Here is a 17,613-nt window from a genome sequence, read left to right as displayed (position 1 = left end):
GGGCGGCCGCGGGCGGGCGTGGCGCGTTCAGCCGCGCCGCTACACTTCCGGCAGGAGGAGCCGATGGCCGACTGGATCGAACTTTCCACCCCGCACGGCGGCGTGCGCGCCTGGCACCACGCGGCGGAACGCACGGCCACGCCCCGCGTGGCGGTGGTGCTCGTGCAGGAGATATTCGGCGTCAACGCCCACATCCGCGACGTGGCCGGCCGCCTCGCCGCCGCGGGCCACGAGGTGCTGGCCCCGTCGGTCTGCGATCCGGTCGAGCGCGGCGTGGAGCTGGACTACGACGAGGCCGGCATCGCCCGCGGGCGTGAGCTCGTGGCCGCCCTCGGATTCGACCGGGCCGTCGACATCGTCGCAGCCGCGGCCGACCACCTGCGCCCGCCTGCCCGCGCGGTCGCGGCGATGGGCTTCTGCTGGGGTGGCACCGTCTCGCTGCTCGCCAACACGCGGCATGGCCTGCCGGCGGTGAGCTACTACGGCGGCCGCAGCCTGCCCTTCCTCGACGAGCCGCTGCGCGCGCCCATGCTCATGCACTTCGGCGAACGCGACCCGATCATCCCGCCCGAGCACGTGGCCCTGCACCGCGCGAAGCTCGCCGGCGCGCGCATGCACGTCTACGAGGCCGGCCACGGCTTCAACTGCGACCGCCGCCCCGACTTCGACGCGCGCGCGGCGATGCTGGCCTGGTCGCGCACGCTCGCCTTCCTCGCGGACCTGCACGCATGACCTGGTCGCTGCATCCCCGACTCGCCGCCGACACGCACCATGTCGCCTCGCTGGAGCTGTCCGAGCTGCTGCTCATGGACAACCGCCTGCATCCGTGGCTGATCCTCGTTCCGCGCGTGCCGGACGCGGTGGAATGGATCGACCTGCCCGAACGGGAACGCCACCGGCTGCTCGACGAGGTCACGTTGGCCGGAGAACTGCTGCGCCGGCTGCGCATGCCGGACAAGCTCAACGTGGCCGCCCTGGGCAACGTCGTCGCGCAGCTGCACGTACACGTGGTCGCCCGCTTCGTGGACGACGTGGCCTGGCCGAAGCCCGTCTGGGGTGCGGCCCCGGCCGAGCCCTACGGCGCGGATCTCCTCGCCAGGACCCTCGGCGAACTCCGGTCAGCCCTGCCCTGACACACGGCTGGCCCGCGTGGCGCCGCGTCGCGCCTGGCGGGCGGGGCCCATCCGCGGGCCGTCGCGCCCCTGGCGCGTATCCCGATGGCGCTGCCGCGCCGCCGCTCAGGTTCGCGGCAAGGTCACGCCGCGCTGGCCCTGGTACTTGCCGCCGCGGTCGCGGTAGGACGTCTCGCAGACCTCGTCGGACTGGAAGAACAGCATCTGCGCCACGCCCTCGCCCGCGTAGATCTTGGCGGGCAGCGGCGTCGTGTTGCTGAATTCCAGCGTCACGTGGCCTTCCCACTCGGGTTCCAGCGGCGTGACGTTGACGATGATCCCGCAGCGCGCATACGTGCTCTTGCCGAGGCAGACCACCAGCACGTCGCGCGGAATGCGGAAGTACTCGACCGTGCGCGCCAGCGCGAACGAATTGGGCGGGATGATGCAGACGTCCGATTCCACGTCGACGAAGCTTCCGCTGTCGAAGGCCTTCGGGTCGACGATGGTCGAGTTGATGTTGGTGAAGATCTTGAACTCGCGCGAGCAGCGCACGTCGTAGCCGTAGCTGGACGTCCCGTAACTCACCAGCCGCTCACCGGTGGGCGAGAGCTTGACCTGGCCCGGCTCGAACGGCTCGATCATGCCGTGCTGCTCGGACATGCGGCGGATCCAGCGGTCGGACTTGATGCTCATGCGCGGCTCGGGCGTGGAAAGGGCGGCATTCTAGCCGGCAATACGCGGCAGCCCGCCCGCCGGCAAGACGGGCGGGCCGGGGGTCGGGGCACGCGTTCGGTCAGAGCAGGGACACCGACAGCGGCCTGGCGACGGTCGGGCGCCGGGCCAGCGCGACGGCCGCCTGCCGCGCCGCCGAGACGAAGGCACGCGCCGATGCCGACTCCGGCGCGGCCACCACCACCGGCGAACCCGCGTCGCCCTGCTCCCGCACGCGACGATCCAGCGGCAGGCTGCCCAGCACGGGCAGGCCGTAGTCGGCCGACAGCCGCTCCGCGCCGCCGCTGCCGAAGACATGGTCCTCGTGGCCGCAGTTCGAGCAGGTATACAGCGCCATGTTCTCGACCAGGCCCAGCACCGGCACGTTCACCTTCTCGAACATGCGCACCGCCTTGCGCGCATCCAGCGTCGCCACGTCCTGCGGCGTGGTTACGACGATGGCGCCGGCCACCGGGATCTTCTGCGCGAGCGTGAGCTGGATGTCGCCCGTGCCGGGCGGCAGGTCGATGAAGAGGTAGTCCAGGTCGTCCCAGCGCGTGTCGTTGAGCAGCTGCGTCAGCGCGGAGGTCGCCATCGGCCCGCGCCAGATCATGGGCGTGTCCTGCTCGACCAGCAGCCCGATCGACATCGCCTGCACCCCGTGCGCGCGCAGCGGCTCGATGGACTTGCCGTCGGGGCTGTCCGGCCGCCCCGACAGCCCCAGCATCGTGGGCACGCTCGGGCCGTAGATGTCCGCGTCCAGGATGCCCACCCGCGCCCCGTCGCGCGCGAGCGCCAGGGCCAGGTTGACCGCCACGGTGGACTTGCCGACGCCGCCCTTGCCGGAGCCTACGGCGATGACGTTGCGTACCGCGGCCAGCGGCGCGAGTCCCGGCTGCACGGCGTGCGTCGCGATGCGCTGCCGCACCTCGATCGGGTCCAGGCGCAGCCCCATGGCCGCCACGGCGGTCGTGAGATCGGCCACCAGGGCACGCTGCAGTGCAGCAACCGGCACGGGGAAGGTGGCCTCGAGCCCCCCGTCCACCTGCCGGAAAGCGGCACCCGCCTCGGCGTAGGCGATTGATTCGTAGGGGGAAACACGGCGACCAAGGTGCGCCTGCAGGTCTGCTGCCACGCTGGGGGTACTCCAAGTAGGGTCGGGAGGCTTCTGCCTTATGGCCGATTCGGTTAAATGCGTGTTAACGTCGGCCGGTCAAGGGTGTGACGGAGCGGACGGCCCGGGAAGGCCTCGTCAGGACCATTTTCGACCTTTAGGGGAAACAGATGTCAGTAAACAACGTGCGGCTGCAGCGCAGCCGTCTCACGACCGCGATGCTTGCTGCCCTGCTGGCTCCTGGCGCCGCCTTGGCCCAGGACACCCAGGACACCACCAGCCAGCAGCAGTCGTCGCAGACACAGGAGCAGCTCGACCGAGTGACGGTCACCGGGTCGCGCATCAAGCGCGCGACTGTCGAGGGGCCTGCACCGATCACCGTAATCACCGCCGACGACCTCGAGCGCCAGGGATTCACCACGGTGTCCGAGGCGCTCAATACGCTGACGCAGATCAGCGGATCCGCCCAGAACGAGCTGACGCAGAGCGGCTTCACGCCGAATGCCAGTGCACTCGACCTGCGCGGCCTCGGTCCTGGTCGCGTGCTGACACTGATCAACGGCCGCCGTGTTGCCGACTATCCGCTGCCGTACAACGGCCAATCGAACTTCGTGAACCTCAACGCGATCCCGCGTGCAGCCGTGGAGCGCATCGAGGTGCTCTCCGGTGGCGCATCGGCGATTTATGGGTCCGACGCCGTCGCCGGCGTGGTGAACATCATCCTCAAGACGAACTACGAGGGCGACGAGGTGAACATCCGCGCGGGCACGACGACCCGCGGCGGCAGCGACTCCGGAGATGTGACGTGGGTCGGCGGCAAGTCCGGCGACAATTGGTCCGTCACGTATGCTGCGCAGTACGTCGCACGCGAGGGCCTGTTCGCCTCGCAGCGTGACTTCATGGATTCCTACCGGGACGACCCGTCCACCGCGAATCCCACGCCTGTTGAAGGCATCCGCCTGCGAAATCGTCAGGCTTCCACGAACAATCGTCTCTGGCCGGGCGGCCGTGACGCGGTATGCGGCCGTTTTGCCGAGTTCGAGGCGTTCACTCTTCCGAACAATCTTGGACAGGGCTGCGGCTATTGGGGTTACCCGGCGACACAAGCCATCCGCAACGACTTGCAGAACGCGTCGGCCTACCTGTACGGCGTGATGGACTTCAGTTCCGCCCTGCAGGGCTTCGCGACCCTCAGCATCTGGGATTCGCAGGCCAAGACGGCCTCATCGACGCAGTTCTTCGGCAGCCCGATCTTCTACGACCCGCAGTTCGGGCGCCTCGTTGATGCACAGCGCATCTTCACCCCGGACGAGGTCGGCAACCAGGAGACTTCGAACGACGAGCGTTCCTGGGATTTCGCGGTCGGTTTGCGCGGTACGCTGTTCGACGGCCGCTTCGACTGGGATGCCACCCTCTCCCGCTCGGAGTACGAGGTCGAGGTTTCGCGCCCGCGCTTCCTGCGCCAGCCGCTGTTCGACTACTTCCTCGGTCCACAGCTCGGCACCATCAGCGGCTTCCCGATCCACCAGCTGAATATCGACCGCTATTTCCGCCCGCTTGACCAGGCCACGTATCGTACGCTCAGCACCGATGTGGTGACGACGGCGGATTCGAGCGTCACCCAGGCGAACTTCGTGTTCTCCGGCGATCTGTTCGAGCTGCCGGCCGGCCCGGTGGCAATGGCCGCGGTGCTCGAAGGAGGACGTCAGGAATACACACTCAACCCGGATCCGCGTCTGCTGCCGGGCACCCCGCCTGCCCAGGCGATCTACAACCTGACGGGCACCGGCGGCGGTGGCGAGCGCGACCGCTATGCGGCTGGCGTGGAGTTCTCCGTTCCGATTCTGAGCACGCTCAAGGCCCAGCTCGCGGCGCGCTATGACAAGTACGACGACGTCACGGCAGTGGATGATGCCGTCACGTACAACGCCGGCCTCGAGTTCCGCCCGACCGACTCGCTCCTGTTCCGTGGCAGCTACGCGACGTCGTTCCGTGCACCCGACATGCATTACGTGTTCGCGGACACGTCGGGTTTCTTCGTCGGCGTCTTCGACGAGTACCTTTGCCGCCAGACCGGGCAAACGCCGCAGCAGTGTGGCAATGCCGCGGCATACAACTACCAGGTGTTCGGCACCCGCCAGGGCAATCCGAACCTCGAGGAGGAAGAGGGCAAGTCGTGGACCGCGGGTGTCGTCTGGGATGTGCTCGACAACCTGTCGATGGAAGTCGATTACTTCAACATCGAGCTCGACAACGCCGTCGCTGATATTGGCACCGCCTATCTCCTGCGCAACGAAGCCGCCTGCCGCCTGGGCACGGATCGCGACGGTACGAGTGTCGACCCGAACTCGGCGGGCTGCCAGCAGTTCCGGAGCTTCGTCACCCGTACGGTGGGCGGACCGAATGATGGCCGGATCGAGGAGATCCGTCTCAACCCCATCAATCAGTCGTTTAACGCTATTGACGGTATCGATGCGACGGTCCGCTACCGCCTCGACACGGATCGGCTCGGCGACTTCAACTTCTCACTGAAGTGGTCGCATACGCTGTCGCAGGAGTTCGAAGAGTTCCCGGGAGACGGCGTCGAGGACTACCGTGACGATCCTACGAACTTTGATTTCCGCAGCCGCGTCAACTGGGCGGTGAACTGGTCGCGTGATACCTGGGCTGCGTCGATCTATGGCTATCGCTGGGGATCGGTGCCGAACTGGGAAGAAACCGGTCGCATCGCGCCGTACATCATCTGGAACGGCGCGGTCAGCAAGGAGATCACGCCGAAGGCGACTATCGGTGTGTCGGTGAACAACATCTTCGACAAGCTGGCGCCACGCGACGACTCCTTCTACACCTATCCGTTCTTCTGGCGCGCTTACAGCCCGATCGGACGCGAGGTGTTCGTAGAGTTCAACTACAAGTTCAACTGATCCGCAGGTGTCACGGGAAGCCCGGCGAAAGCCGGGCTTCCTTCTTTCGGTGCCGCTGCCGCGCCGCCTGAACAACCGGCCGTGGCGGTCTTCCCCGCCGTATCCGATCGCGGTAAAAAGATCCGCAACTGCGCACGGGCGCAGGGGAACAACACGTCCTTAGGGGGACCTATGCGCATGAAGATGCTTGCCCTGCTGATGCTGGCCATCCCGGCCATCGCCTCGGCGCAGAATTCGCCGGTCGGCCGCTGGAAGACCATCGACGACGAGACCGGCAAGGTGATGACGATCACCGAGGTCTACCAGGCCAAGAACGGCACCTATGCCGCGAAGATCGTCGAGGCAGTGAACCCGGCCGCGGCGAAGTGCGACAAGTGCAGCGGCGCCAAGAAGGGGCAGTCGACCATCGGCATGAACGTGCTGTGGAACCTCAAGCCCATGGACGGCGGCTGGGGCGGCGGCGAGGGGTTCAAGCCGTCCACCGGCGACAGCTTCAAGGTCAAGAGCGTGAAGCTGGTCGGCAACAAGCTCGAGATCACCGGCTGCAAGTTCATGTTCTGCCGCACGGCCACCTGGCAGCGCGCGAACTGAGCGCTACCGGCGCGTGACCACCGAAACGGCCCGTGCAACCGGGCCGTTTCCTTTGGCGCCGGCTGCCGCGGCGACAGCGCGTGCGATACTTGCCGACCCCCATCTCGCGCCGCATCGCCCATGCCCCGCGACATCCTCGTCACCTGCGCCCTGCCCTATGCCAACGGGCCGCTGCACCTCGGCCACCTCGTCGGCTACATCCAGGGCGACATCTGGACGCGCGCGCGCCGCATGGACGGCCACGCCGTGCACTTCGTCTGCGCAGACGACACCCACGGCACGCCGATCATGCTGGCCGCCGAAAAGGCCGGTACGACGCCCGAGGCCTTCATCGCCGGCATCCAGGCCAGCCACGAGCGCGACTTCGCCGACTTCGGCGTCGCATTCGACAACTACGACTCCACCCACTCCGACGCCAACCGCGAGCTCACGCAGTCGATCTACATCGCGCTGGACCGGGCCGGCTACATCTCGCGGCGCTCGGTAGCGCAGCTGTACGACGCGGCCAAGGGCATGTTCCTGCCCGACCGCTATGTCAAGGGCACCTGCCCCAACTGCGGCGCGGCCGACCAGTACGGGGACAACTGCGAGAACTGCGGCGCGACGTACGCGCCGACCGAGCTGCGTGAGGCGAGGTCCGTCCTCAGCGGAACACCGCCGGAGCTGCGCGAGTCGGAACACTTCTTCTTCGAGGTCGGCAAGCTGGAAGGCTTCCTCCGCCAGTGGCTGGCGGGCGACGTCGCGATCCCCGGCGTCAAGGCCAAGTTGCTGGAATGGCTCGACGCCGAGGGCGGCCTGCGCGCCTGGGACATCTCGCGCGATGCGCCCTACTTCGGCTTCGAGATCCCCGGCCATCCGGGCAAGTACCTGTACGTGTGGATCGACGCGCCGATCGGCTACCTGGCCAGCTTCAAGGTGCTGTGCCAGCGTCGCGGCATCGACTTCGACCGCTTCGTGCACGATGCCGAAGCCACCGAGATGCACCACTTCATCGGCAAGGACATCGTCAACTTCCATGGCCTGTTCTGGCCCGCGGTGCTGCACGCGGCCGGCCTGCGCGCGCCCACGCGGCTGCACGTCAACGGCTACCTGACCGTGGACGGCGCGAAGATGTCCAAGTCGCGCGGCACCTTCGTGATGGCGCGCACCTACCTCGACGCCGGCCTCGACCCCGAGGCGCTGCGCTACTACTTCGCCGCCAAGACCAGTGGCGGCGTGGACGACGTCGATCTCAACCTCGCCGACTTCGTCGCGCGGGTGAATTCCGACCTGGTCGGCAAGTTCGTCAACCTGGCCAGCCGCTGCGCCGGCTTCATCGAGAAGCGCTTCGGTGGCCGCCTCGCCGATGCACTGCCCGACGCGGCGCAGTACGAACGCTTCGTCGCGCAGCTGGGGCCGGTGCGCGAAGCGTATGCACGCAACGAAGCCGCCACCGCGCTTCGGCTGGCGATGGCGCTGGCCGACGAGGCCAACCGCTACATCGACGAGACCAAGCCCTGGGTGCTGGCCAAGCAGGACGGGGCCGAGGCCGAGCTGCGGGGCGTCTGTACGCAGGGCCTCAACCTCTTCCGCGTGATCGCAGCCGCGCTCAAGCCGGTGCTGCCGCGCGTGGCCGCCGAGTCCGAGGCCTTCCTGCGCGCGCCCGTGGCGGCCTGGGACGACGTCGCCGCCCCGCTTCTGGCGCACGACATCGCGCCCTACAAGCCGCTCTTCACCCGTATCGATCCCAAGCACATCGCCGCCATGACCGAAGCCAGCAAGGACACCCTCCAGCCGACCGACGCCGCCAAGCCTGCCGGCGAAGCGGCCGCCAAGCCCGCGCCCGTCGCCAGGGCCGAGACCGCGTCCGTCGGCACGGCCACGGTGTCCATCGACGATTTCGCCAGGCTCGACCTGCGCATCGGCCGGGTGCTCGAGTGCGGCTTCGTCGAGGGCTCCGACAAGCTCCTGCGCTTTCTTCTGGACGCGGGCGACCTGGGCCAGCGGCAGATCTTCTCCGGTATCCGCGCGTCCTACGGCGAGCCCGAGAAGCTGATCGGCCGCAGCGTCGTGTTCATCGCCAACCTGGCGCCGCGCAAGATGCGCTTCGGGGTGAGCGAGGGCATGATCCTGTCGGCCGGCTTCGACGGCGACGGGCTTTTCCTGCTCGACGCCGACGAAGGCGCCGCACCGGGCATGCCGGTGCGCTGAGCGCGGAGCTCGCGCCCGGCGGCGCCGCATCCACCGGATGCCGCTGCCGCCCGGCCGCACGCGCACGACCGAAGCAGCGCTTTCGATGACACCGAGCCTCGCCGACCGCCTCGACGACCTGCTGCCGCAGACGCAGTGCGGCCAGTGCGGTTTCGACGGCTGTCGGCCCTATGCCGAGGCGATGGCACGCGGCGAGGCCGACGTGGATCGCTGCCCGCCGGGTGGCGACGCCGGCGCGCGCCGCCTGGCCAACCTGCTCGGCCGCCCGCCCCTGCCCTACGACCGCGCGCGCGGGGTGCACAAGCCGCCGCAGGTGGCGCTGATCGTCGAAGCCGACTGCATCGGCTGCACGAAGTGCATCCATGCCTGCCCCGTCGATGCCATCATCGGCGGGTCCAGGCACATGCACGTGGTGGTCGACCCGCTCTGCACCGGCTGCGAGCTCTGCGTGCCCGCCTGCCCGGTCGATTGCATCGTCCTGGCGCCGGCGACGTAAGCCGCGCAGCGCGGGCGATCGCTCAACGCGCCGCCCCGGCGTCGCAGCCCGTGCAGACGCGCTCCACGCGCAGCCCGCGCGACTGCAGCTGCGCGACGAGGCCGTCGCGCCCGACCAGGTGCATGGCACCGACCACCACCAGCACATCGTCCCGGCCGGCCAGCATCGCCTGCAGCTTCGGCAGCCAGGCCTGGTTGCGCGCGACGTTGAGGCGGCGATAGGTCTCCGGCGTCTTCGCGCGCATCTCCTCGACCGCCAGGCGCTCCAGCGCGGCCACGTCCCCGCCGCGCCAGGCCCGGTGCAGCTCGTCCAGGCGTGCCGGCATGTCGTAGCCCGCCGAGACGCTCTCCTCGATGGACGCCAGCTGCTCGGACACCGGCGTGGCGTCCATCGCATCGAGCTGCGCGTCGATGCTCTCGAGGCCGCCGGTCGGCTTGCCGGCCTTTTCCGCGCGCAGCATGAGGTGGCGGTCGAGGCCGTCTTCGCCCGAGTAGCCGAGCTTCTGGCCCAGCACGGTGACCAGCGTGATGCTCACCATCCAGGGCTCGAACTGGCCGAGCTGGGCGCCGGGAATGCCGAGCTTCGCCAGTTCGTCGTTGACCTTCGCCGCGACCTGCGGCGACGCCACCTTCGCGAAGGCCGCATCGCCGGGCTGGAGGGCGCGCTGGGCCATCTTCATCGGCACCGACGGGTCGTGCAGCTCGGCCGGGGCGACCTCGAAGACGACGCGCTCGGCGTCCTCGAAGGCGCGGTCGACGTCGGCGGGCACGGGATAGTCGCTCTTTTTCAGCAGGTGGAACGAGCCGAGCAGGTAGACGCTGCTGTCGGCGTCGGACACCTTCCACAGCAAGGGGCGGGGCGCGTCGACCGGCGCCGGCGCGGAGCCGGCCATGGGGATGGCGAGGACGAAGCTGGCGACGGCGAGGACGAGGCGGCGCATGGGCATCTCAGTGGGGGCCGTCATAGGCCCGCTCGCCTGCGCGGATCGCGAGGTCGAGCCGGTTCTCCGGCGGCGGCAGCGGACAGGTGGCGAAGGACGTGAAGGCGCAGGGCGGATTGTAGGCGCGGTTGAAGTCGAGCCGGACATGCCCTCGCGCATCGGGCGCGGGCGCGTCGAGGTAGCGCCCCGGACCGTAGCTGCCGTGGCCGCTGGTGCGGTCGGCGAAGATCAGGAACAGGCCGCCGTCGGCTTCCAGCGCCTCCAGGCGGTACTCGCGGCCGTCGCGCCGGAAGACCACCGCGCCGGGGTTCGGCGTGGGCTCGACGGTGCCGACGATGTTGACGATGGGGAGCGCCCGCGCGGGGCGATGGGGAACGAAGCGCGCGTCGACCGCCCAGTCCGGGCCGCCCGGCCAGTACTCCAGGCGCGTGAACCCCGTGCGGGCGGGTGCGTCGGCATGGCGGACGCGCAGCGCGTAGCGCTGGCCGCGGCGGATCACCGTGGCCACGCCCTTGCCCGCGTCGAAGCCGATGCGACTCGGCCCCTCCGGCGCGTCGTCGGCGCGCAGCATCGTGGCGCCGCGCAGCGGCTTTCCGTCGAGCTGCAGGCGCGCATCGCGGTCGGGCACGAAGCGGATGCGCGGCGGCCGGAGGTCGATCATGCCGAACTGGCCCGGCCCCACGTCCAGGCGGATGCCGTTGTCGCGGTCGCGGCCGATGTAGTGCGCGCCGGGTTCGATCCAGTGCAGGCCGACCAGCGAGGTCCAGCCATCGGGCGCCAGCAGTTCCTCCCGGCGCTGCGCGCGCCATGCGGCCTGGTCGCGCTCGAAGGCCGCCCGCGCGGCACGCTCGGCGGCGCCCGGCGGCTTCGGCGCGGGTGGTTCGCGCGTGCAGGCGACGGCCGCCGCCAGCGCGATGCAGAGCATCAGCGTCCGCGAAGGAACCATCGATCGATCTCCGCCAGGTCGAAGCGGGCCCAGGTCGGCCGGCCGTGATTGCACTGGCCGGAACGCTCGGTGGCTTCCATCTCCCGGAGCAGCGCGTTCATCTCGGGGATCGACAGGCGCCGGTTCGCGCGCACCGAGCCGTGGCAGGCCATGGTCGCGAGCAGCTCGTCGCGTGCACTGGTGATGCGGCGTGACTCGCCGTGTTCGCGCAGGTCGACCAGCACGTCGCGGAGCAGGCGTTCGGCGTCGCCCTGCGCCAGCAGCGCGGGCACGCTGCGCAGCAGCAGCGACTGCGGCCCCGTCCGCGTGAGGTCGAAGCCCAACGCGGCGAGCGTGGCGGCCTCGCGGTCGGCCACGTCCGCCTCCCGCTCGGCCACCGCCACGGCCACGGGCACCAGCAGCGGCTGTGCGCGCAGGCCTTCGCCGTCGTGCGCGGCCTTGAGCTTCTCGTACACGATGCGCTCGTGCGCGGCATGCATGTCCACCACGATCAGCCCGCCCGCGCATTCGGACAGGATGTAGATCCCGTGCAGCTGCGCGATCGCGAAGCCCAGCGGGGGCATGTCCGGGCGCGCGGGATCCGCGGCGGGCATGGCGACCGGCGCCGCCCCGCGCTCGAGCAGCGCGGTTTCCCCGCCCGCGTAGAGCGCCGCATAGGCCTCGCGCGTTTCGGCGACCTGCAGGCCCAGCGGCGCCTGCGGCATCGGCGCGTTCCACGCGCCCCCGCCCGGCGCGAGCTGCGCGGCCGGGGAGGCTGGCGTCCAGGCCGGAATCGTGGTGCCCGCTCGCGTCTGCGCCAGTGCCTCGTGCAGGGTGCGGTAGACGAAGTCGTGGATCAGCCGGCCGTCGCGGAAGCGCACCTCGTGCTTGGCCGGATGCACGTTGACGTCGACGCGGCGCGGGTCCAGCGAAAGGAAGAGCACGTAGGCCGGGTGGCGCCCGTGGAAGAGCACGTCGGCATAGGCCTGCCGCACCGCGTGCGCGACGCCGCGGTCGCGCACGGCGCGGCCGTTGACGAAGAGGTACTGCTGGTCGGTGCTGGCGCGGTTGTACGACGGCTCGGCGATCCAGCCCTGCAGGCGCAGGCCGCGGCCGTCGCCATCCACGCTTCCGTGGTCGACGCGCAGCGCATGCCGCACGAACTCCTCGCCCAGCGCCTCGTGCAGGCGCTCGCCCGAGAGCAGGTCGCGCTCGCCCTTCCAGCGCCGCGACGGCTTGCCGTTGTGCGTCACGCGCAGCTCCACGTCGGGACGCGCGAGCGCCAGCTGCCGCAGCCAGTCCTCGATGTGCGAGAGCTCGGTGCGCTCGGCGCGCAGGAACTTCCGGCGCGCGGGCACGTTGTAGAACAGGTCGCGCACCTCGACCGTGGTGCCCTGCGGATGCGCGCGCGGCATGGGCGCCCCGACCGCGCCGCCCTCCACTTCGATGGCGAGTGCGTGGGCGGCATCGCGCGGGCGCGAGATCAGCGCGAAGCGGCTCACCGACGCGATCGAGGGAAGCGCCTCGCCGCGAAATCCCAGCGTGGCGACGCCTTCCAGGTCGTCGAGCGTGGCGATCTTGCTCGTGGCATGGCGACGCACCGCCAGCGGCAGGTCCTCGGGCGCGATGCCCAGGCCATCGTCGCGGATGCGGATCAGGCGGATGCCGCCGTCCTCGAGGTCGATGTCGACGCGCCCGGCGCCGGCATCGAGAGCGTTCTCGACCAGTTCCTTGACGACGGACGCAGGCCGTTCGACCACCTCGCCCGCGGCGATCTGGTTGATGAGGACGTCGGGGAGTTGTCGGATCGCCAAGGCGGCTCGCTCGCGCGCGGGCGCGTCAGCAGGTTCGGTGCGAACGCGATGATAGCCGCCGCGCAGGCCGCGGCGATGCCGGTGTCAGCGCGCGCCCGCCTGCACGCCGGCGGCCGCCACGGTGGCGGCCTCCGCTTCCAGCCGCGCCGCCAGCAGCGTGCCCGGCGGCGGCTGGCGGGTGAAATAGCCGTTCACGCCTTCCAGCACGGCGCGGGCGATGGCGCGCTGGTGCGAGGGGTCGACCAGGCGCTGCTCCTCCTCCGGATTCGAGATGAACGCCGTTTCCACGAGCATTGCCGGGATGTCGGAGGTACGCAGCACCGCGAAGTTCGCGCGCTCCACCGTGCGCTTGTGATGCGGACCGATGCGGCCGAGCCCGGCCAGCACCTGCGAGGCGGCATCTTCCGAGGCCCGCAGGTTGCCGCTCTGGGTGAGGTCGAGCAGCACCGACGCGAGTGTGTTCCCGGGTTCGACCTTGACGCCACCGATCAGGTCCGCCGCGTTCTCCTTGTCGGCCAGCCAGCGCGCGCGCTGCGAGGAGGCGCCCTTGGTGGACAGCACGTACACCGACGAGCCCCGCGCGGCGCGGTTCTCGGCGGCGTCGGCATGGATCGAGACGAACATGTCCGCCTTGGCCTGGCGCGCCAGCCGCGTACGCTGGTGCAGCGGCAGGAAGACGTCGGTATCGCGCGTCAGGAAGGCCCTGTAACCGGGCGTGGCATTGATCTGCCGCGCGAGCTCGCGGGCGATGGCGAGCGTCACGTTCTTCTCGCGGCTGCCGTTGAGGCCGATGGCACCGGGATCCTGTCCGCCATGGCCTGCATCGATCGCGATGACCAACGGGCGCAACGGGCGGCCGGCGGCGTCGCGCAGGGACTTCACCGGCGGCGGGAGCGTGACGGCAGCCGGCGCGTCGATGGCCGGCACCACGGGCTGCACGGCAACGCCTGCCGCGGCCTGGGGCGTGGCCTGCGCCGAGGGAACCGTCGGGGGCAGCAGCTTCGCCGGATCGTTGGTGACCGGCGCGACGGCGCCTGTTGCGCCGGCAGGGCCCGTCGCCCCCGGCGGCCGGGTCGCCTGCGCGATCGGCTGCGCCTGGCCGACCGCCGTGACCGGCGTCTGGACGACGGCCGACGTGGCAACCGTCTCGAACGTCGGCGTCGCGGCTTCCGTTCGCGGCGTGGGCGCGGCAACGGAGGGCGAGGCGGGGCTGGCGACCGGGGGTACCGGAGCGGTCGACGCCGTCGCCGGGAAGTCACCCGGCCACTCGATCACCAGGCGCATGCCGTTGGGGACCGGCTGCAGGTGCGGGCGCAGCGCGGCCACGGGCTGGGCCAGGTCGAAGACGATGCGCGCAACGCCGGGCTCGGGCTGGCCGAGGCGGACGCCGCGGACGATGCCGGCCGGTGCAGGCAGCGCGGCGCCCCTGCGCAGGCTCGATGCCGGCAGGTCGACGACGAGGCGATCCGGCGTGGCCAGCGTGATCAGGCGGTAATCAGCCGCGGTGTCGAGCGCGATCTCCGCGCGCGTTCCCGTCGCCCCCTGGCTGACCTCGACGCCACGGACCTCGGCCGCTTCCGCGAGGTTCCAGCCCAGCGCCACCAGGAGCGCGGCCCCGAGAAGAATCTTCTGCACCGTGTCGGCCCTCACACGCATGGCGCTAGTCAAGCACCGGCCCGCCCGCAATGCAAGGAGATTTTCCCTTGTTAATCCGAGACCTGGCGCAAGTTCCTCAGTCGACCGTGAAGATCAGGGCGGTGAAGGCGGCCGTAGCAGCCGTTAGCCAGCCATCACCGGCGGGTGAAAGCGCGGTTAGGCGCGCCTCGCGGCCGGAAGGCAGGTGGTCGAGCTCGATCCGCAGGTCTGGCGGTGGCAACGCGCCGCTGCCCCGATCCGGCCACTCCACCAGCCAGAGGCTCGCCTCCGACGGATCGAGGCCGAGGAACTCCAGCTCCCCGGGGTCGCCGATCCGGTACAGGTCCAGATGCCAGGCTTCGCCGCCCGGCACCGGGTAGCGCTCGACCAGCGTGTAGGTGGGGCTGCGGATCGGGCCCTCGACGCCCAGCGCGCGCAGGAGTTCGCGGGCCAGGGTCGACTTGCCCGCCCCCAGGTCGCCGGCCAAGTGCAGGACCGCGGCGGAGGGACGCGTCGCCGCGAGCGCGCGGCCGAGCGCAGCGGTGGCTTCGGGATCGGGCAGTCGGAGCGTCTTCATGGGTTGGCGAGCCGGCGCAGGTGGGGCATGAGGTCGGAGGCGCGCAGCCCGCGCGCGCCATCCAGGGCGGCGGCGTCGCCGGCAAGTGCATGCAGCAGCGCGCCGGCGCAGGCGGCGTCGAAGGCATCGAGGCCCTGGGCACGGAGCGCGGCGATCACGCCGGTGAGCACGTCGCCCGTGCCGCCGGTGGCCAAGGCGGGCCCGCCGGCGTCGACGACGACCGGACGGCGGCCAGGCGCGCCGACGAGCGTGCCGGCGCCCTTGAGCACCACCACGCAGCCCTGGGCTTCCACCAGCGCGCGCAGTGCGCCCGGGCGGTCGCGCTGCACCTGGCCGATGTCGCGCCCGAGCAGCCGCGCGGCCTCGCCCGGGTGCGGGGTGAGCGCGCAGTCGCCGCGCAGGGCACGCGGCCGCGCAGCCAGGAGGTTGAGTGCGTCGGCATCGACGACCAGCGGCCTGCCGGCCTCGAGCGCGGCGTCGAACAGGACCCGGCCCCAGTCGCGCTGGCCGAGGCCCGGCCCGACGGCAACGACCTCGGCCCAGGCGAGATCGATCCCGGCCGGCGACGTCATGGCTTCGGGCAGCCGCGCCAGCAGCGGCGCGAAATGCTCGGGCCGCGTATGCACGCGGACGAGGCCGGCCCCGGTGCGCAGGGCGGCCTCCGCCGTCAGCAGGATGGCTCCGGCGCTGCCGGCATCGCCGCCGACGCAGAGCACGCGGCCGTGCATGCCCTTGTGGCTGTCACGCCGGCGTGGCGACAGGTAACGCGGCAGCGAGTCCGCGCCGATCGCACCGGCCGCGGGCTGCAGCACCTCCACCAGGTCGCCGGGAACATCCAGCCGCGCGAGCGAGCGACGGCCGCAGGCGTCCAGTGCCGCCCCGGTGCGCAGCATCAGCTTGGGCAGCAGGAACTCGATGGTCTGCGTGGCATCCACCACCGCGCCTTCAACACCCCGCTCCCCCACGCCGCTGGGCACGTCGAGCGCCAGCACGGGGGCGCCCAGCGTGTTCATCGATGCGATCAGGGCGGACGCTGCAGGCGACGGCGCGCCCGACAGGCCGATGCCCAGCAGCGCATCGACGACGACGTCGGCAGCCGGCAGACGCCCATCGAAGCCGGTCGCGCGCCCCCCGCCGTCGAGGAAGCGCCGTCGCGCCGCGCGGGCCTCGGCGTGCGCGGGCTCGCGGTCATCCAGGGTGACCACCTGCACGTCGCGCCCCGCCTCCAGCGCATGGCGCGCGAGCACGTAGCCATCGCCGCCGTTCCCGCCCGGGCCGCATCCCACGAGGATGCGGCGCGCATCGGGCCAGGCAGCGAGCAGCGCGCGCCATGCGGCCTGCCCCGCCCGCTCCATCAGCACGTGCTCGCCGAGCACCGCCCGCGACGCGGACTCGAGCCGCCGCACTGAATCGACATCGAACAGGGCGGCATCGTCGGTCATCGAGCGATTTTATACTGCGCCCACGTGAGCACCGCCGCGCTCTCTCCCGACGTCGACCTCGCCGCCCTGGGCGCGCGGGTGCGCGACATCGCGCGCGCGATGGGGTTCCAGCGTTGCGGAATCAGCGGCGTCGAGCTGTCCGAGGACGAGGCCCACCTGGCGGACTGGCTGGCACAGGGCCTCTACGGCTCCATGGACTGGATGGCGCGCCATGGCCTCATGCGCGCACGGCCCGCCGAGCTGCTGCCCGGCACCGTCCGGGTGATCAGCGTCGGCCTCGACTACGGCCGCCGCGACGACGTCGAAGCCTGGCAGACGCTCGCCGACGGCAGCCGCGCCTACGTCGCGCGCTACGCCCTGGGCCGCGATTACCACAAGCTGATGCGCAACCGGCTGCAGAAGCTGGCCGACCGCATCGCCGCCGAGATCGGCCCCTTCGGCTACCGCGTGTTCGTCGACTCGGCCCCGGTGCTGGAACGCGCGCTGGCACGCAACGCGGGCCTGGGGTGGATCGGCAAGCACACCTGCCTGATCGACCGCGACGGCGGCTCGTGGTTCTTCCTCGGCGAGATCTACGTGGACGTGCCGCTGCCGGTCGATGCGCCGGCCACCGCGCACTGCGGGACCTGCACGCGCTGCATCGACATCTGCCCCACCGGCGCCATCACCGCGCCGCAGCGCCTGGACGCCCGCCGCTGCATCTCCTACCTGACGATCGAGCACGACGGCCCGATCGACCACGAGCTGCGCCCGCTGATGGGCAACCGCATCTTCGGCTGCGACGACTGCCAGCTGGCCTGCCCCTGGAACAAGTTCGCGCGCCGCAGCGACGAGCCCGACTTCCGCGCACGCAACGACCTGGACACCGCCACGCTGCCGCAGCTGTTCGCCTGGAGCGAGGCCGAGTTCCTGCAGCGGACCGAAGGCAGTGCGATCCGCCGCAGCGGGCATGCGCGCTGGCTGCGCAACATCGCCATCGCGCTCGGCAATGCACCGACCACGCCCGATGTACTCGCGGCGCTGCGATCCCGCATCGAATGGCCGGACCCGGTGGTACGCGAAGCGGTCGAATGGGCCCTGCAGCAGCACGCCGCACGCGATGGCGCGACCCCGGGCGTTACCGCCTGACGGTTGCATGA

At 70.8% G+C, this 17,613-nt stretch carries 15 protein-coding genes; 7 read left to right on the top strand and 8 right to left on the bottom strand.

Features of this window, described 5'->3' with window-relative positions:
- The first annotated feature begins 63 nt into the window (after positions 1-63).
- Complete coding sequence (locus tag EYQ95_RS16670) at positions 64-732, top strand: dienelactone hydrolase family protein (protein ID WP_132328353.1); 669 nt, start codon at positions 64-66, stop codon at positions 730-732.
- Entirely contained in the window at positions 729-1,133 is a 405-nt protein-coding gene (locus tag EYQ95_RS16665) for an HIT domain-containing protein (RefSeq protein WP_132328351.1), read from the top strand. The genes EYQ95_RS16670 and EYQ95_RS16665 overlap by 4 nt, the downstream gene beginning before the upstream one ends.
- A gap of 105 nt (positions 1,134-1,238) precedes the next feature.
- Here EYQ95_RS16665 and dcd read toward each other — a convergent pair whose 3' ends face one another.
- Together dcd and apbC are read right to left on the bottom strand one after the other, a co-directional pair.
- A complete protein-coding gene (gene dcd, locus EYQ95_RS16660; RefSeq protein WP_132328348.1) occupies positions 1,239-1,808 on the bottom strand; it encodes a dCTP deaminase in 570 nt (189 codons plus the stop codon).
- A gap of 100 nt (positions 1,809-1,908) precedes the next feature.
- Positions 1,909-2,760: an iron-sulfur cluster carrier protein ApbC gene (apbC, locus tag EYQ95_RS16655; protein WP_132328389.1), complete on the bottom strand. Its 852-nt coding sequence runs from the start codon at positions 2,758-2,760 to the stop codon at positions 1,909-1,911.
- A 350-nt stretch (positions 2,761-3,110) separates the two neighbouring features.
- On the opposite strand from apbC, the gene EYQ95_RS16650 reads away from it, so the two are divergent.
- From EYQ95_RS16650 to rnfB, 4 genes are all read left to right on the top strand, one after another.
- Positions 3,111-5,864 carry a TonB-dependent siderophore receptor gene (locus EYQ95_RS16650; RefSeq protein ID WP_132328346.1) on the top strand — a complete coding sequence of 918 codons (2,754 nt, stop codon included), beginning with the start codon at positions 3,111-3,113 and terminating at the stop codon, positions 5,862-5,864.
- Positions 5,865-6,041: 177 nt separating this feature from the next.
- On the top strand, positions 6,042-6,455 hold the full coding sequence (locus EYQ95_RS16645; RefSeq protein ID WP_243699958.1) for a DUF2147 domain-containing protein: 414 nt from the start codon (positions 6,042-6,044) through the stop codon (positions 6,453-6,455).
- A 120-nt stretch (positions 6,456-6,575) separates the two neighbouring features.
- Entirely contained in the window at positions 6,576-8,645 is a 2,070-nt protein-coding gene (gene metG / locus EYQ95_RS16640; protein ID WP_132328342.1) for a methionine--tRNA ligase, read from the top strand.
- Positions 8,646-8,682: 37 nt separating this feature from the next.
- The gene (gene rnfB / locus EYQ95_RS16635; protein ID WP_243699957.1) at positions 8,683-9,141 is read left to right on the top strand and encodes an Rnf electron transport complex subunit RnfB; all 459 of its coding nucleotides are present in this window, start codon (positions 8,683-8,685) and stop codon (positions 9,139-9,141) included.
- 22 nt (positions 9,142-9,163) lie between these two features.
- Here the strand turns inward: rnfB and EYQ95_RS16630 are convergent, their stop codons facing one another.
- The 6 genes from EYQ95_RS16630 to EYQ95_RS16605 all read right to left on the bottom strand — a co-directional run bounded on the left by EYQ95_RS16630 (position 9,164) and on the right by EYQ95_RS16605 (position 16,474).
- A complete protein-coding gene (locus EYQ95_RS16630) occupies positions 9,164-10,081 on the bottom strand; it encodes a TraB/GumN family protein (protein WP_165924762.1) in 918 nt (305 codons plus the stop codon).
- 7 nt (positions 10,082-10,088) lie between these two features.
- Positions 10,089-11,027: a DUF1684 domain-containing protein gene (locus tag EYQ95_RS16625; RefSeq protein ID WP_132328337.1), complete on the bottom strand. Its 939-nt coding sequence runs from the start codon at positions 11,025-11,027 to the stop codon at positions 10,089-10,091.
- Positions 11,006-12,820 (bottom strand): DNA mismatch repair endonuclease MutL, encoded by a 1,815-nt coding sequence (mutL, locus tag EYQ95_RS16620; RefSeq protein WP_132328335.1) that lies wholly within the window; start codon positions 12,818-12,820, stop codon positions 11,006-11,008. The genes EYQ95_RS16625 and mutL overlap by 22 nt, the downstream gene beginning before the upstream one ends.
- An 84-nt stretch (positions 12,821-12,904) precedes the next feature.
- A complete protein-coding gene (locus tag EYQ95_RS16615; RefSeq protein WP_132328385.1) occupies positions 12,905-14,476 on the bottom strand; it encodes an N-acetylmuramoyl-L-alanine amidase in 1,572 nt (523 codons plus the stop codon).
- Positions 14,477-14,552: 76 nt separating this feature from the next.
- Complete coding sequence (gene tsaE, locus EYQ95_RS16610; RefSeq protein ID WP_132328333.1) at positions 14,553-15,032, bottom strand: tRNA (adenosine(37)-N6)-threonylcarbamoyltransferase complex ATPase subunit type 1 TsaE; 480 nt, start codon at positions 15,030-15,032, stop codon at positions 14,553-14,555.
- Entirely contained in the window at positions 15,029-16,474 is a 1,446-nt protein-coding gene (locus EYQ95_RS16605) for an NAD(P)H-hydrate dehydratase (protein WP_132328331.1), read from the bottom strand. Before EYQ95_RS16605 ends, tsaE begins: the two co-directional genes overlap by 4 nt.
- A gap of 99 nt (positions 16,475-16,573) precedes the next feature.
- Here EYQ95_RS16605 and queG point away from each other — a divergent pair, with 99 nt between their 5' ends.
- Positions 16,574-17,602, top strand: a complete 1,029-nt coding sequence (gene queG, locus EYQ95_RS16600) for a tRNA epoxyqueuosine(34) reductase QueG (protein ID WP_132328383.1) — start codon at positions 16,574-16,576, stop codon at positions 17,600-17,602.
- Positions 17,603-17,613: the final 11 nt, after the last annotated feature.

It is taken from the genome of Lysobacter sp. N42 (assembly GCF_004344885.1).
The sequence above is the reverse complement of the archived record's forward strand: the minus strand, read 5'-3'. Positions and strand labels throughout refer to the sequence as shown.